This is a genomic window from Burkholderia sp. BCC0044 (assembly GCF_902832955.1).
Taxonomy (GTDB): domain Bacteria; phylum Pseudomonadota; class Gammaproteobacteria; order Burkholderiales; family Burkholderiaceae; genus Burkholderia.
The window spans coordinates 1,187,148-1,200,945 of sequence record NZ_CADFDO010000001.1; the positions used below are offsets into that span (position 1 = coordinate 1,187,148).

The following is a 13,798-nucleotide window of genomic DNA, read 5'->3' on the forward strand; positions in this document are numbered from 1 at the left end:
TTTTTCGCAGACATGAAACTCGATTCCACTCCCATCACCCTGACCGGCTGCGCGAAGACGTTCCGCGGCACACGCGTGCTCGAACCACTCGACCTGTCGATCGGCGCCGGCGAAACGCTTGTGCTGCTCGGGCCGTCCGGCTGCGGCAAGACGACCACGCTGCGCCTGATCGCGGGCCTCGACACGCCGGACGCCGGCGGCACGATCGCATTCGGCGACGACGACGTCACCGCACTGCCGATCGAACGCCGGCAAGTCGGCATGGTGTTCCAGAACTACGCGCTGTTTCCGAACCTGACGGTGCGCGGCAACGTCGGCTACGGGCTGAAGATCCGCAAGACCGAGCCGCGCGCGCTGCGCGAACGCGTCGACGAACTGCTCGCGATGATGCGGCTCGACGCACATGCGGACAAACCGGTCGATCAACTGTCGGGCGGCCAGCGTCAGCGCGTCGCGCTGGCGCGCGCGCTCGCGGTGCGGCCGCGCGTGCTGCTGCTCGACGAACCGCTGACCGCGCTCGACGCGAAGCTGCGCGACGTACTGCGCCGCGACATGAACGCACTGCTGCGCGAGCTCGGCGTGACGACCGTCTACGTGACGCACGACCAGGCCGAAGCGATGGAGCTCGGCGACCGGATCGTCGTGATGGGCGCGGGCCGCATCGAGCAGATCGGCACGCCGCGCGAGATCTACTACCACCCCGCGAACCGCACGGTCGCGCAGTTCATCGGCACGCTGAACCGGCTCGCGGGCCAGTGGCGCGACGGCGCGCTCGAAACGACGGGCGGCGCGATCGTCACGCCGCATGCGGCCGACGAATGGTTCTTCCGCCCCGAGGACGCGCAGCTCGCCGATCCCGCCCATGCGCCGCTGCGCGGCGCGGTCGGTGCGTGCGCGTTCCTCGGCGAACGCACGCGGCTCACGATCGAGCACGCGGCGCCCGACGCGCTCGTGATCGACGTGCCGGGCCGCATCGCCCTCGCGCGCGGCACGGCGGTCGGCCTCACGATCGCGCCGGAAGGCCTGATCGCGCTCGGCGCGTAAGCCGTCGATCGGGCATCATCCACGCAGCACCCCACGGCGGCGCGCGCCGCCGCGACAACAACCAGACGATTCCGAGGAACGACGATGCTGCTTGCTCAAATCAGCGATCTCCACATCAAGCGCCCGGGCCAGCTCGCGTACCGGCGCGTCGACACGGCGGCCGCGCTCGCCCGCTGCATTGCGAAGCTGAACGCACTCGTGCCGCGCCCCGACGCCGTGCTCGTCACCGGCGACCTGACCGACTTCGGCCACGACGAAGAATACGGCAACCTGCGCGGGCTGCTCGCGGCGCTCGAGATTCCGTACTACCTGCTGATCGGCAATCACGACGACCGCGCCGGGCTGCGCCGCGCGTTCGCCGATCGCGCCGAGCTGCAGGACGGCGAATTCGTGCAGTACGCGCTCGACGTCGGCGCGGTGCGCGTGCTCGCGCTCGATTCGCAGGTGCCAGGCGCAAGCCACGGCGACCTGTGCGACGCCCGGCTCGCGTGGCTCGCCGCGCAGCTCGACGCCGCGCGCGACCGGCCGGTGATCGTCGCGCTGCATCACCCGCCGTTCGCGTCGGGCATCGGACACATGGACAAGCTGCGTCTCGCGCCGGCCGCCGCCGCGAAACTCGATGCGCTGCTGCGCGGCCACCCGAACGTCGAACGCGTGCTGTGCGGTCACGTGCACCGCACGATGTTCACGCGCTTCGGCGGCACGCTCGCGGCGGCGGTGCCGTCGCCCGCGCATCAGGTCGCGTTCGACCTGCGGGCCGATGCGCCGTCCGCATTCCGGCTCGAACCGCCGGCGTTCGCGGTTCATCGTCATGCGCCCGATACGGGGATGACGTCGCATCACGTCTATGTGGACGAAGGCGCGGGGCCGTATCCGTTCTACGAGCCGACGGGCGAGTTGGTCGACTGACGAAGTGAAGCGCGTACGGTGACGGGCGGCGGCCGGCCGGTTGTGGCGGTTGTGGCGGTTGTGGCGGTTGTGGCGGTTGTGGCGGTTGTGGCGCCGGCAGGATTCACGTCGCTCCGGTATGATCGGCAGCCTCGACCGGCGCCCGGCCTGACTGCGCACCCGACGCGTGCGCCGCCTGCCGCGCCGCCCCACTCCGTGCCATCCGCCATGTCCACCGCCTCCACCGACCGTCCGACCGACGCCGCCTCGCCCCACTACTCGCGCAGCCTGCTGTTGCTGCTCGCGACGATCGCGGGCGTATCGGTCGCGAACATCTACTACAACCAGCCGCTGCTCGACAGCTTCCGCGCGTCGTTTCCGGACGGCGCGTCATGGATCGGCGCGGTACCGACCGCGACGCAGCTCGGCTACGCGGCCGGCATGTTCCTGCTCGCGCCGCTCGGCGACCGTTTCGATCGCCGCGGGCTGATCCTGCTGCAGATCGCCGGGCTGTCGATCGCGCTGATCGTGGCGGCCACCGCGCCGTCGCTCGTCGTGCTCGCGCTCGCGAGCCTCGCGATCGGCATCCTCGCGACCATCGCGCAGCAGGCCGTACCCTTCGCCGCCGAAATCGCGCCGCCGGCCGAACGCGGTCACGCGGTCGGCACCGTGATGAGCGGCCTGCTGCTCGGCATCCTGCTCGCGCGCACCGCCGCCGGCTTCGTCGCCGAGTATTTCGGCTGGCGCGCGGTGTTCGCCGCGTCGGTCGCGGCACTCGTCGCGCTCGCCGTCGTGATCGTGCTGCGGCTGCCGCGCAGCTCGCCGACATCGACGCTGTCGTACGGCAAGCTGCTCGGCTCGATGTGGGATCTGGCCGCCGAACTGCGCGGGCTGCGCGAGGCGTCGCTGACAGGCGCCGCGCTGTTCGCGGCGTTCAGCGCATTCTGGCCGGTGCTCACGCTGCTGCTCGCCGGCGCTCCGTTCCATCTCGGCCCGCAGGCAGCCGGCCTGTTCGGGATCGTCGGCGCCGCGGGCGCGCTCGCCGCGCCGTATGCGGGCCGCTCCGCGGATACGCGCGGCCCGCGCGCGGTCATCTCGCTCGCGATCGCGCTGCTCGCGCTGTCGTTCGTGATCTTCGCGTTGTCGGGTTCGAGCCTCGTCGGGCTCGTGATCGGCGTGATCGTGCTCGACGTGGGCGTACAGGCCGCGCAGATCTCGAACCAGTCGCGCATCTATGCGCTGAAACCGGAGGCGCGCAGCCGCGTGAACACGGTGTACATGGTGTGCTATTTCATCGGCGGCGCGCTCGGCTCGTCGGCCGGCGTCGCCGCATGGCGCGCGTTCGGCTGGACCGGCATGTGCGCGGCCGGCCTGCTGTTTACCGCGCTCGCCGGGTGGTCGCACCATCGCGGCGGCCGGCGCGGCTGAGCGCGACCGGCCGCGGCGGCGGCGCCAGCGTCACGCGTCGGTGCGCGAGGCGGCCGGCTCGGCGCCGGCGGGCGGCGGCGCGAACGCCGGTGCCGGGTCGATCACTGCCGCGGGATCCATCACCGCAGCGGGCGTCGGCACGGCCAGCTGGACGGCGGAAGGCGCGAGGATAGGCGCCGCATCCGGCGTGGCGACCGGCTCGGCAACGGGCGAAGCGTCCGCCGTCACCGCCTGCTCGGCCGTGGCGGCCGCCGCCGACGAACTCGTAGCCGCAGCCGCCGCGGGCCGGCGCGCCGGATCGAACACGAACGACAACCCGACGCTGCCGAGGATCGCGACGGTCGCGACCACGGTCGCCATCGTCACCGGTTCGCCCAGCAGCAGCGCACCGAGCGCGACCGCGACGATCGGGTTCACGTACATGCAGCTGCTCGCGATGATCGGGCTCGTGTGGCGGATCAGGTAGCCGTACGCAACGTACGCGGCCATCGTGCAGAACACCATCAGGTACACGAACGCGAACACGGGCCCGACTGCCAGCTGTTCGACGCGTTCGCCGAGCAGCCACGCGACGAGCGTCGACATCAGGCCGCCGAGGCCGATCTGCAGCGACGTCGACAGGAACAGGTCGGACGGTAGCTTGAGCCGCGTCGCGAGGTGCGCGCCGCCCGCCCAGAACAGCGCGCCGGCCAGCACGCAGATCGTGCCGAGCGCCGAGTTCGAGGCGGCCGAGCCGCCCGAATTCAGCACGACGATGCCGACCATCCCGAGCGCGACGGCCGCCCATTCGCCCTTCGTCACCGGCCGCCCGGCCACCGCCGCGATCACGGTCGCGAACAGCGGCACCGTGGCGACCATCACCGCGGCCGAGCCGCTGCTGACCGTGCGCATGCCGAGCGCGATCGTCCCGGACGACAGCGCGACGAGCATCGTGCCGACGATCGCCGAGTTGCGGATCTCGAGCAGCGTCGGCCACTCGGGCTTGCGCCGCAGCGCGAAGATGAACAGGCCGATCCCGCCGAGCAGGTTGCGCAGCCCCGACAGCAGCAACGGCGGGAACGACTGCAGCGCGAAATGCAGCCCGCTGTAGGTCGAACCCCAGACGAAATAGATGAAGACGAGCGCGAGCGCCACGCGGCCGCCGCGGCTTTGCGGCAGGCGGATCCTGAACGAAAGGCGGGCGAGGAAATCGAGGAGGCGGTCGAGCGGCGTCATTGCGCAGCCCGCCCGCACGTCGCGCCGCGTGCTCCGCTGAAAGACGCCGGCGATGCCGGGAAACGATCCACGCGGGACCGGGAAGGCAGAGCGAACGTGCGGAACGACATGGCAGTGCGAACGGCGACGAAAGAGAACCGGCAAGCGGCGGCAAAGGGGCAAAAACAGGGCAAAAAAAACGTGCGCAACCGCGTCGGCTGCACACGCTCGGCATTATGGCATCAAGGATTCGAAAGCATCGTCGGACCTGTCTGAAAGATATCGACTGATGTTTCGGCGCGACATTTTTTCGCGCGACGGACGGGTGAAATGCGGGGCCGGATGCGCAAGGCGGGGATGGCCGGCGTGTGGGCGACACGCGTGCGTCGCCATGCGCAGCCGCTGATCCGGCATCGGCCTGACGGCCAGTTTGTGTGTCGGCGCACCGCGGCGCGCCTATCGTGACGGACGGCGCGCGCTCCTGGTGGCGCCCGCGACTTCTTTCCGACACCTGCACAGGTAATACAAAATTTTGTATAATTCAGACATTCTTCCGCCGAAGCCGGTCGTTTTCGTCGGCGGCGCACTGGCCGACCTCCGCGGCTTTCCGCTGCCCGCGCGACGCGAAGCCGGCCACCAGATCGATCAGGTGCAACGCGGCCTTGCGCCCGACGACTGGAAACCGATGCGCACCATCGGCGTCGGCGTGCGGGAAATTCGCCTGCGCGATGCGAGCGGCGCGTTCCGGATCGTCTACGTCGCGACTTTCGCCGAAGCCGTCTACGTGCTGCACTGCTTTCGCAAGCAATCGTCGCGCACGAACAAGACCGATATCGACCTCGCCGCCCGCCGGTACCGGTCGCTGATGATGGAGTTGAAACGATGACCAACGAACGTTACGCGAACGTCTGGGACGCAATCGAAAGCGAGCCAGCGGAGGCCGCGAACATGAAGCTGCGCTCCGAACTGATGATCGCGCTCAAGCAGCGCATCGCGCGGCTCGAACTGAGCCAGGCCGAGGCCGCGAAGCAGCTGGGCGTCACGCAGCCGCGCGTGTCCGACCTGCTGCGCGGCAAGATCAACCTGTTCGGGCTCGACGCGCTCGTGAACATGGCCGCGGCAGTCGGCCTGCGCGTCGATCTCCAGGTGCGCGAATCCGCATGACGCACGCGCCCGCCGCGCGCCCCGCTCACGATCCGCCGAACCAGTTGTAGCCCTGATCGACCCAGTAACCGCCGGGGAACGTATCGGTCACGAAGATTTCCATGATGTGCTTCGGGTTCTTGTAGCCGAGCTTGGTCGGCATCCGCAGCTTCATCGGAAAACCGTATTCCGGCGGCAGCCGGCGGCCGTCGTACTCGAATGCAAGCAACGTCTGCGGATGCAGCGCGGTCGGCATGTCGATGCTTTCGTAGTAGTCGTCCGCGCACTTGAAGCCGACGTATTTCGCGTGCGTGTCCGCGCCGGCGCGCGCGAGGAATGCGCCGAACGGCGTGCCGCCCCAGCGGCCGATCGCACTCCACCCTTCCACGCAGATATGCCGCGTGATCTGTTCCGCATGCGGCAGCGCGCGAAGCTCGTCGAGCGTCCACACGCGCTTGCCCGTTACACGACCGGACAGCATGAGGCGATAGGTCGACTCGTCGACATGCCGCACTTCGTCGATCCCATAGTACGCGTTGAACGGGAACGGCCGCGTGATGTCGGCTTCGGTGTAGGTCGGCGCGAGCTGGTTCGGGTTGAACAGCCACGCCTGCACGCGATCGTTCATGCGCGACACTTTTTCGAGGAACGTGTTGACCGACGCGTCGTCCTGCAACGTGCAGCCGGTCAGCATCGCGAGGCCGCCGAGCGTCAGCACGCGCCGGTTGAACAGCCGTCGCGACGGCATCTCGAGTTCGCGGCGCACGTCGAGTTCGAGCGACTTCCGGTCTAGCGTCCAGCGCGGCTCGCTGCGTTTTTTTTCGGATTCCGACATGATGATCTCCTTCGCCCGCGGTGCGCGGATCAGCGGCCGCGCAGCATCGCGAGCAGCGAGCGCGGCACCAGCAACGCCATCGCGACGTGGACGACGACGAATCCGACCAGCAGCGCCATCGCCCAGAAATGCACGATGCGCGCATTGTCGTAACCGCCGAACAGCTCGCGCAGCAGCGGGAATTGCACGGACTTCCAGATCGTGAGCCCCGACAGCACCAGGACGACGAGATCGACGATCGCGGTCAGGTACGCGGCGCGCTGCACCGCGTTGTAGACGCTCAGGTCGTCGTGCGCCAGCCGCCCGCCGAGCGCGGCGCGCACGTCGCGCCACACCGACGCGGGCGTCACCGGCAGCAGCTTGCGCGCGAAGCGCCCCGTCGCGATCGACATCGCGAGATAGAACAGCCCATTGCCGACCAGCAGCCACATCGCCGCGAAATGCCATTGCAGCGCGCCGCCGAGCCAGCCGCCGAGCGTGATGCCGTGCGCGAACGTGAACGACGGATAGATCGGCGACGCGTCGTAGATGCGCCAGCCGGACAGCGCCATCAGGATCGCCGCGAGCGCGTTGAGCCAGTGGCTCGCGCGCACCCACCGCGGATGGATCGTCGGCGCGGGCGGCGGCGCGCTCGTGCGATCCGTGACAGGAACCGTTTGCATGATGATGACTCCCGGGATGATGCGGCGGGACGCGATGCGCGCCGGTAACCGGCCGCTCGCGCCCCGCCCGCATTCGTCAGTTCGACGGGCTCATGGCGTCCTTCTTCATCGCGTCGCCCTTCTTCATCGCGTCGTGGCCCATCGCATCCTTCTTCATCGCATGCTTCTTCATGCCGTCCTTCTTCATCGCGCCATCCTTGGCCATTGCGTCGTCCTTGGCCATCGCGTCGTGGCCCATCGCGTCCTTCGACATCGACATGCCGTCCTTCGACATTGCGTCGTTCTGCGCATGGGCGCCCGTTGCGATCGTGGCCAGTGCGGCGACGCAGGCGGCGAGGAATACGTTTTTCATGACATCTCTCCGATACATGGGTTTGGGAGCCGAATAGACGGAGCACACCGCCGGAAATGACAGCGATGTCAAAAAAAATTCTAGACGCCGAAAATGAAGACGCGAATGCTGCACCCACTGGCGCTATCCGGCCCGGCCGGGACGCCGTCCGGCAACCGCGATTGCTGCGGCGCACCCTGCCCGGTTCGCCGGCCGCGATCCGCCCGCCGCCCGACGGTATCGGCTTCGCACCCGGTTGAAACCACCGCCAAGCCGGTGTATCGTGTGCCCTTGCTAACGCGGGGGTCCTGCAATGCGCCCGGTCAAACAACCGGCATTGCGGGTGAGAAATACCCTTTGAACCTGATCTGGATAATGCCAGCGCAGGGAAGCGTACGGATTTCGCCGCCATCCTTCTGACGAAATCCGCCGCCTCACCAAGCCTCGTCTCCTGCTTAGCTCGAGCCCCACATTCGTCAAGGGCTCCGGGCAAGCGCCGAAGCGCCTGTCCGGCGCCCGCACAGGAGATTGCATGAACGCCAATCCGAAGTTTCTGTCTGCCGACGCGCACGTCGACGCCGCCGCCGTCGCGCCGCTGCCCAATTCGCGAAAGGTCTATGTCACCGGCTCGCAGCCCGACATCCGCGTGCCGATGCGCGAGATCACGCAGGCCGACACGCCGACCGGCTTCGGCGGCGAGAAGAATCCGCCGATCTACGTGTACGACACGTCGGGCCCGTACACCGATCCGGACGCGAAGATCGATATCCGCGCGGGCCTGCCCGCGCTGCGCCAGCGCTGGATCGAAGCGCGCGGCGACACCGAGGTGCTCCCCGGCCTGTCGAGCCAGTACGGCCTCGAGCGCGCGGCCGATCCGGCCACGGCCGACCTGCGTTTCCCGGGCCTGCACCGCAACCCGCGCCGCGCGCAGCCCGGCAAGAACGTCACGCAGATGCACTACGCGCGTCAGGGCATCATCACGCCGGAAATGGAATACATCGCGATCCGCGAGAACCAGCGCCGCGCCGAATACATCGAGAGCCTGAAATCGAGCGGCCCGAACGGCGCGAAGCTCGCCGCGATGATGGGCCGCCAGCATCCGGGCCAGGCATTCGGCGCCGCGGCCTTCGGCGCGAACGCGCTCGCCGAGATCACGCCGGAATTCGTGCGCGACGAAATCGCGCGCGGCCGCGCGATCATCCCGGCGAACATCAACCACCCGGAATCCGAGCCGATGATCATCGGCCGCAACTTCCTCGTGAAGATCAACGCGAACATCGGCAACTCGGCCGTCACGTCGTCGATCGGCGAGGAAGTCGACAAGATGACGTGGGCGATCCGCTGGGGCGGCGACACGGTGATGGACCTGTCGACCGGCAAGCACATCCATGAAACGCGCGAGTGGATCATCCGCAACAGCCCGGTGCCGATCGGCACGGTGCCGATCTACCAGGCGCTCGAAAAGGTCAACGGCAAGGCCGAGGATCTCACCTGGGAAATCTTCCGCGACACGCTGATCGAGCAGGCCGAGCAAGGCGTCGACTACTTCACGATCCACGCGGGCGTGCGCCTGCAGTACGTGCCGCTCACCGCGAACCGGATGACGGGCATCGTGTCGCGCGGCGGTTCGATCATGGCGAAGTGGTGCCTCGCGCATCACAAGGAAAGCTTCCTGTACGAACACTTCGAAGAGATCTGCGAGATCATGAAGGCGTACGACGTGAGCTTCTCGCTCGGCGACGGCCTGCGTCCCGGCTCGATCTACGACGCGAACGACGAAGCGCAGCTCGGCGAGCTGAAGACGCTCGGCGAACTCACGCAGATCGCGTGGAAGCACGACGTGCAGGTGATGATCGAAGGCCCCGGCCACGTGCCGATGCAGTTGATCAAGGAGAACATGGATCTCCAGCTCGACTGGTGCAAGGAAGCGCCGTTCTACACGCTCGGGCCGCTCACCACCGACATCGCGCCGGGTTACGACCACATCACGTCGGGCATCGGCGCCGCGATGATCGGCTGGTTCGGCACCGCGATGCTGTGCTACGTGACGCCGAAGGAACACCTCGGCCTGCCGAACAAGGACGACGTGAAGGAAGGCATCATCACGTACAAGCTCGCCGCGCACGCCGCCGACCTCGCCAAGGGCCACCCGGGCGCGCAGGTGCGCGACAACGCGCTGTCGAAGGCGCGTTTCGAGTTCCGCTGGGAAGACCAGTTCAACATCGGTCTCGACCCGGACAAGGCGCGCGAATTCCACGACGAGACGCTGCCGAAGGATTCGGCCAAGGTCGCGCACTTCTGCTCGATGTGCGGCCCGCACTTCTGCTCGATGAAGATCACGCAGGACGTACGCGAATTCGCGGCGCAGCAGGGCGTGTCGGAAACCGAAGCGCTGAAGAAAGGAATGGAGGTCAAGGCGGTCGAATTCGTGAAGACCGGCGCCGAGATCTACCACCGTCAGTGAGCGCATGCGGCGAGCCGCACCGGCTCGCATCGCGACGCACGAAGCCCGCTTTCGAGCGGGCTTTTTTGCGCATGCCGTGTGCCTGCCGGGCGATGCGAAACAATTGATTACGAAACCGCGCGAGCCTTAACAAGTCCTTACAGCAGCGGCGCGGGACGGCGCGTAGATTGGGGACATGCACGGTCGCCAGCCGGTCGTGCGCCTTCCGTTCACTACCACAAGGACAACGATCATGAACTCGATTCGGCGTTTTGGGGTATGCGCTCTCCTCGTTGCGACGGTAGCCAGCCTGTCGGCCTGCGATTCGATGTCGCGACGCCAGCGCGATACGGCAATCGGTGCAGGTGTCGGCGGTGTCGCCGGCGCGGCAATCGGCGGCAACGCGCTGTCGACGCTGGGCGGTGCGGCGGCCGGCGGCATCATCGGTAACCAGGTCGGCAAGTAAGCCATCCGGCGTCGGCCGGCCGGGCGTCTCGTCGCCCGGCGACGGCCCGGGCGGTTCAACGGCGTTTCCGCACCGCGGAAGCGCCGTTTTCGTCTGTCGTGCCGCACGGGCGCGGCCGCTCCGCCCGGAAATGATCGGTTACTGTTTCTCATACCGTGTCATCGGGACTCGGCCTAAGCTTCAGGCATCTGCCGATAGCCGGCTCCGCCGGAGACACATCATGAACAGGACCTTCGTCGCCGCGGCGCTTGCCTGTACGACGCTTGCCGGCTGCTACTACCCGTACGGCTATTATCCGGGCGGCTATTACACGGCGGCGCCGGTGCCGGTACAGCCCGCGCCCGTGTATGTCGATCCGGCCCCCGCCTATTACTATCCGGCCCCTGCGTACGCGCCCGCCTGGGGCGGTTATTGGGGCCCGGCGCTGTCGCTCAATTTCGGCTTCGGCGGACGCGGCGGCTGGCGCCATCACTAACCTGATCGGCCGCGCCGCACGTGGCGCGGCGTCCACCACCCGGCGGCAACCGGCGGAATTCCCGTTTCTTGTCGTTTCATCCGATCACGAAACGACGGCGCGGTAACGCGGTGTAAGATTCTTCGCATCCCGTCCCCGCCCTCGCCGATCGATGTCACCCAAGAACGCTTTCCTGCTGACCGTGCTCGCTGCCCTGTGGGGCGCGTCCTTCCTGTTCATCCGAGTCGGCGTGGTCGATTTCGGCGTCGCGCCGCTGATGGCGCTGCGCGTGGGCATCGGCGCGCTGTTTCTCGCGGGTTTCGCGCTCACGCGCTTCAAACCCGCCGATCTCGGCGCCCGGCTGCGCCGCCATGCGTGGCCGCTGTTCGTCGTCGGCGCGCTGAATTCGGGCATCCCGTTCTGCCTGTTCGCGTTCGCCGAGCTGACGCTGTCGGCCGGCGTGACATCGGTGATCAACGCGACGACACCGCTGTGGGGCGCGCTCGTCGCTTACCTGTGGCTGAAGGACAAGCTGTCGCTGCCGCGCGCGCTCGGCCTCGTGATCGGGTTTGCCGGCGTGCTCACGCTCGTGTGGAACCAGGTCGCGAACGCGCACGGCGACACGGGCGCCAGCGCGACCGCGCTCGCCGCGGCGGCCGCACTCGGCGCGACGCTGCTGTACGGCATCGCGGCCAACTATACGAAGCGCACGCTCAGCGGCGTCGATCCGCTCGTCAACGCAACCGGCAGCATGATCGGCTCGACCGTCCTGCTGCTGCCGTTCGCGATCGCGACGTGGCCGGCCGCGCCGGTCGGCGTGCACGCGTGGGGCGCGGTGCTCGCGCTCGGCGTCGCGTGCACGGGCATCGCGTATTTCATCTTCTTCTATCTGATCGCGCACATCGGGCCCGCCCGCGCGATTACCGTGACGTTCGTGATCCCCGTGTTCGGGCTGCTGTGGGGCGCGCTGTTCCTCGGCGAACACGTGTCGGCCGTGATGATCGAAGGCTGCGCGATCGTGCTCGTCGGCACCGCGCTCGCCACCGGCGTGATCAAGCGGATTCCCGGCGTCCGGCCGCGCGGCGGCGAGGCGACCTGACGATCGGGGCGCCCGACGCGCACGAACCGCGCCGGTTGCCCTTCGCTCGCACTGCCGATGGCGACGCGACGCGGGTTTGCCGACGCGCCGCCGATCGCACCGCGGCGCGCGCGCATTCGTTTCATTCGTCTGACGGCGGCACCCGGCCGCCGGGATTTTCCCGCATCAGCCTCCGCATCGGGCGGCAGCGACGCACGGTCATGCCGCCGCCGTGTCGCGGAATTGTCATCTGCCGCTGTCACGCGCTTCGTTTCGCGACGGTGTGCACCGTACGCATGCACGCGGCGCCCGTCACCGCGCCGCTGCGCACGGGCCGGAATCGCGGTGTACCGTTTGCGTCTGGAGTTACCCTGATACGCGCGCCGCGGCAATCCCGTTACACTCGGAACACTTATCCGCAGAAGGCGTTTCGATGCCCCACGTTCTTTCGCGTCCGCCTGCGCATGCGGCTGCATCGGCGTGGCGGTGCGCCGCCGCCCCGCCGCCCGCGCCCGGGCACCGCTGACATGAAGCCCCGCGACCTGTCGCTCGACGCCCTGCTCGAACGCCTCACGCCGACACCCCAAGGCTGGCTCGCCACCTATCGCACCACGACATTGCGCAGCGTGTTCCAGCCCGTGCTGTCGATCACGCACAAGCGCGTCGTCGGCTACGAGGCGCTGCTGCGCGTCGTCGACGGCAACGGCACGCTGGCGTCGCCCACCGCCCTGTTCGACAAGACGCGCGGCGATGCCGACGCGCTGCTGCTCGACCGGCTCGCGCGCTGCCTGCACACGGCCAACTTCGTCACGCAAGGCATCGGCGACGGATGGCTGTTCCTGAACGTGACGCCGCGCGTGCTCGACACGGGCCTCGTGCAACGCGAGTTCGTCGAGGCGCTGTGCCGGCATTTCGCCCTGCCGCCGAATCGCATCGTGCTGGAAGTGATCGAACAGCCGGCGCGCGACGAAGCCGCGCTGGCGCGCACGATCGACATGATCCAGCATCGCGATTTCCTGATCGCGATCGACGATTTCGGCACCGGCTTCTCGAACTTCGACCGCGTGTGGCGGGCGCGGCCCGACATCGTGAAGCTCGACCGCTCGCTCGTCGAGCGCTCGACCGGCTCGGCCGACGATCGCCGCATCATGCATCACCTCGTGTCGATGCTGCACCAGGCCGGCGCGATGGTGCTGGCCGAAGGCGTCGAAAGCGACGACGCGCTGCAGGCGCTGATGGAAGCCGACATCGATTTCGTGCAGGGCTTCCAGTTCGGCCAGCCCGATGCCTCGATCGCGCACGCGAGCGCGGCCGCGCCCGCGATGCTCGACGCCGCGTGGCGGCGCTTCATCGCTCGCCGGCACACGCCGGTGGCCCCCGAGCAGCCGGGCTTCGACGCGATCGAACGGCTCGTGCTCGGCGGCGCGGCCGCGTTTTCGGCGAGCGGCAACCTGCAGGACGCCGCGCAACGCGTGTTCACGGTGCCGGCCGCGCGTCGCGTGTTCGTCACGGACGAGACCGGCGAACAGTTCCTGCCGTCGATCGGCGCGCCGCTCGACGACAACCAGGCGAGCGTCACCCGTCTCGCACCGCTGTTCCCGGAAACCCACAGCAACTGGTCGCGGCGCCCGTATTTCCAGCGCGCGATCGCCGCCCCCGGGCGCGTCGCGCTGATGGGCCCGCACTTCTCGCTGACGGAAGGCCGCGACTGCTATACGGCCGCCGTCGCGATCCGCGCGCAGAGCCGGCTCGTCGTGTTCTGCGTCGACTTCGTGCTCGACAGCGCCGGAACCGTGATGCGGTAGCCGGCGCGCATGGCGGACGTTCGTTCG

General features: G+C 68.4%; 14 protein-coding genes and 1 riboswitch. Of the genes, 10 read left to right on the plus strand and 4 right to left on the minus strand.

Annotated features, from left to right (window positions below):
- Positions 1 to 12: 12 nt before the first annotated feature.
- From HWX14_RS05245 to HWX14_RS05255, 3 genes are all read left to right on the plus strand, one after another.
- Entirely contained in the window at positions 13 to 1,044 is a 1,032-nt protein-coding gene (locus HWX14_RS05245) for an ABC transporter ATP-binding protein (protein ID WP_175881825.1), read from the plus strand.
- A gap of 84 nt (positions 1,045 to 1,128) precedes the next feature.
- Positions 1,129 to 1,953 (plus strand): phosphodiesterase, encoded by an 825-nt coding sequence (locus HWX14_RS05250; protein WP_175881826.1) that lies wholly within the window; start codon positions 1,129 to 1,131, stop codon positions 1,951 to 1,953.
- A 207-nt stretch (positions 1,954 to 2,160) separates the two neighbouring features.
- A complete protein-coding gene (locus HWX14_RS05255; RefSeq protein WP_175881827.1) occupies positions 2,161 to 3,360 on the plus strand; it encodes an MFS transporter in 1,200 nt (399 codons plus the stop codon).
- Between the two features lie 30 nt (positions 3,361 to 3,390).
- On the opposite strand, the gene HWX14_RS05260 is transcribed toward HWX14_RS05255, so the two are convergent.
- Positions 3,391 to 4,575 carry an EamA family transporter gene (locus HWX14_RS05260; RefSeq protein ID WP_175881828.1) on the minus strand — a complete coding sequence of 395 codons (1,185 nt, stop codon included), beginning with the start codon at positions 4,573 to 4,575 and terminating at the stop codon, positions 3,391 to 3,393.
- A gap of 511 nt (positions 4,576 to 5,086) precedes the next feature.
- Between HWX14_RS05260 and HWX14_RS05265 the strand changes: the two genes are divergently transcribed.
- Together HWX14_RS05265 and HWX14_RS05270 are read left to right on the plus strand one after the other, a co-directional pair.
- Positions 5,087 to 5,440 carry a type II toxin-antitoxin system RelE/ParE family toxin gene (locus HWX14_RS05265; protein WP_175881829.1) on the plus strand — a complete coding sequence of 118 codons (354 nt, stop codon included), beginning with the start codon at positions 5,087 to 5,089 and terminating at the stop codon, positions 5,438 to 5,440.
- Positions 5,437 to 5,718, plus strand: coding sequence for an XRE family transcriptional regulator (locus HWX14_RS05270; protein ID WP_053526311.1), 282 nt, complete (start codon positions 5,437 to 5,439; stop codon positions 5,716 to 5,718). Before HWX14_RS05265 ends, HWX14_RS05270 begins: the two co-directional genes overlap by 4 nt.
- A 25-nt stretch (positions 5,719 to 5,743) precedes the next feature.
- Here the strand turns inward: HWX14_RS05270 and HWX14_RS05275 are convergent, their stop codons facing one another.
- The 3 genes from HWX14_RS05275 to HWX14_RS05285 all read right to left on the minus strand — a co-directional run bounded on the left by HWX14_RS05275 (position 5,744) and on the right by HWX14_RS05285 (position 7,546).
- Complete coding sequence (locus tag HWX14_RS05275) at positions 5,744 to 6,532, minus strand: molybdopterin-dependent oxidoreductase (protein ID WP_175881830.1); 789 nt, start codon at positions 6,530 to 6,532, stop codon at positions 5,744 to 5,746.
- Positions 6,533 to 6,561: 29 nt separating this feature from the next.
- Positions 6,562 to 7,194 (minus strand): cytochrome b/b6 domain-containing protein, encoded by a 633-nt coding sequence (locus tag HWX14_RS05280; protein ID WP_175881831.1) that lies wholly within the window; start codon positions 7,192 to 7,194, stop codon positions 6,562 to 6,564.
- Positions 7,195 to 7,270: 76 nt separating this feature from the next.
- Positions 7,271 to 7,546, minus strand: coding sequence for a pentapeptide MXKDX repeat protein (locus tag HWX14_RS05285; RefSeq protein ID WP_175881832.1), 276 nt, complete (start codon positions 7,544 to 7,546; stop codon positions 7,271 to 7,273).
- Positions 7,547 to 7,816: 270 nt separating this feature from the next.
- A riboswitch (TPP riboswitch) is annotated at positions 7,817 to 7,933 on the plus strand.
- Positions 7,934 to 8,057: 124 nt separating this feature from the next.
- On the opposite strand from HWX14_RS05285, the gene thiC reads away from it, so the two are divergent.
- The 5 genes from thiC to HWX14_RS05310 all read left to right on the plus strand — a co-directional run bounded on the left by thiC (position 8,058) and on the right by HWX14_RS05310 (position 13,771).
- Positions 8,058 to 9,989 carry a phosphomethylpyrimidine synthase ThiC gene (gene thiC, locus HWX14_RS05290; RefSeq protein WP_050015108.1) on the plus strand — a complete coding sequence of 644 codons (1,932 nt, stop codon included), beginning with the start codon at positions 8,058 to 8,060 and terminating at the stop codon, positions 9,987 to 9,989.
- Between the two features lie 232 nt (positions 9,990 to 10,221).
- A complete protein-coding gene (locus HWX14_RS05295) occupies positions 10,222 to 10,434 on the plus strand; it encodes a glycine zipper 2TM domain-containing protein (protein ID WP_011545020.1) in 213 nt (70 codons plus the stop codon).
- A gap of 220 nt (positions 10,435 to 10,654) precedes the next feature.
- A complete protein-coding gene (locus HWX14_RS05300; RefSeq protein ID WP_006497666.1) occupies positions 10,655 to 10,909 on the plus strand; it encodes a hypothetical protein in 255 nt (84 codons plus the stop codon).
- A gap of 151 nt (positions 10,910 to 11,060) precedes the next feature.
- Complete coding sequence (locus HWX14_RS05305) at positions 11,061 to 11,987, plus strand: DMT family transporter (RefSeq protein WP_175881833.1); 927 nt, start codon at positions 11,061 to 11,063, stop codon at positions 11,985 to 11,987.
- Positions 11,988 to 12,493: 506 nt separating this feature from the next.
- A complete protein-coding gene (locus HWX14_RS05310) occupies positions 12,494 to 13,771 on the plus strand; it encodes an EAL domain-containing protein (RefSeq protein WP_175881834.1) in 1,278 nt (425 codons plus the stop codon).
- The last annotated feature ends 27 nt before the right edge of the window (positions 13,772 to 13,798 follow it).

What these genes read in the sequence shown, in the direction of transcription:
- HWX14_RS05305 (WP_175881833.1), top strand. Translation starts at nt 11,061, where the DNA reads ATGTCACCCAAGAACGCTTTCCTGCTGACCGTGCTCGCTGCCCTGTGG.
- HWX14_RS05280 (WP_175881831.1), bottom strand. Translation starts at nt 7,194, where the DNA reads ATGCAAACGGTTCCTGTCACGGATCGCACGAGCGCGCCGCCGCCCGCG.
- HWX14_RS05255 (WP_175881827.1), top strand. Translation starts at nt 2,161, where the DNA reads ATGTCCACCGCCTCCACCGACCGTCCGACCGACGCCGCCTCGCCCCAC.
- HWX14_RS05275 (WP_175881830.1), bottom strand. Translation starts at nt 6,532, where the DNA reads ATGTCGGAATCCGAAAAAAAACGCAGCGAGCCGCGCTGGACGCTAGAC.
- thiC (WP_050015108.1), top strand. Translation starts at nt 8,058, where the DNA reads ATGAACGCCAATCCGAAGTTTCTGTCTGCCGACGCGCACGTCGACGCC.
- HWX14_RS05250 (WP_175881826.1), top strand. Translation starts at nt 1,129, where the DNA reads ATGCTGCTTGCTCAAATCAGCGATCTCCACATCAAGCGCCCGGGCCAG.
- HWX14_RS05300 (WP_006497666.1), top strand. Translation starts at nt 10,655, where the DNA reads ATGAACAGGACCTTCGTCGCCGCGGCGCTTGCCTGTACGACGCTTGCC.
- HWX14_RS05260 (WP_175881828.1), bottom strand. Translation starts at nt 4,575, where the DNA reads ATGACGCCGCTCGACCGCCTCCTCGATTTCCTCGCCCGCCTTTCGTTC.
- HWX14_RS05285 (WP_175881832.1), bottom strand. Translation starts at nt 7,546, where the DNA reads ATGAAAAACGTATTCCTCGCCGCCTGCGTCGCCGCACTGGCCACGATC.
- HWX14_RS05270 (WP_053526311.1), top strand. Translation starts at nt 5,437, where the DNA reads ATGACCAACGAACGTTACGCGAACGTCTGGGACGCAATCGAAAGCGAG.
- HWX14_RS05310 (WP_175881834.1), top strand. Translation starts at nt 12,494, where the DNA reads ATGAAGCCCCGCGACCTGTCGCTCGACGCCCTGCTCGAACGCCTCACG.
- HWX14_RS05245 (WP_175881825.1), top strand. Translation starts at nt 13, where the DNA reads ATGAAACTCGATTCCACTCCCATCACCCTGACCGGCTGCGCGAAGACG.
- HWX14_RS05295 (WP_011545020.1), top strand. Translation starts at nt 10,222, where the DNA reads ATGAACTCGATTCGGCGTTTTGGGGTATGCGCTCTCCTCGTTGCGACG.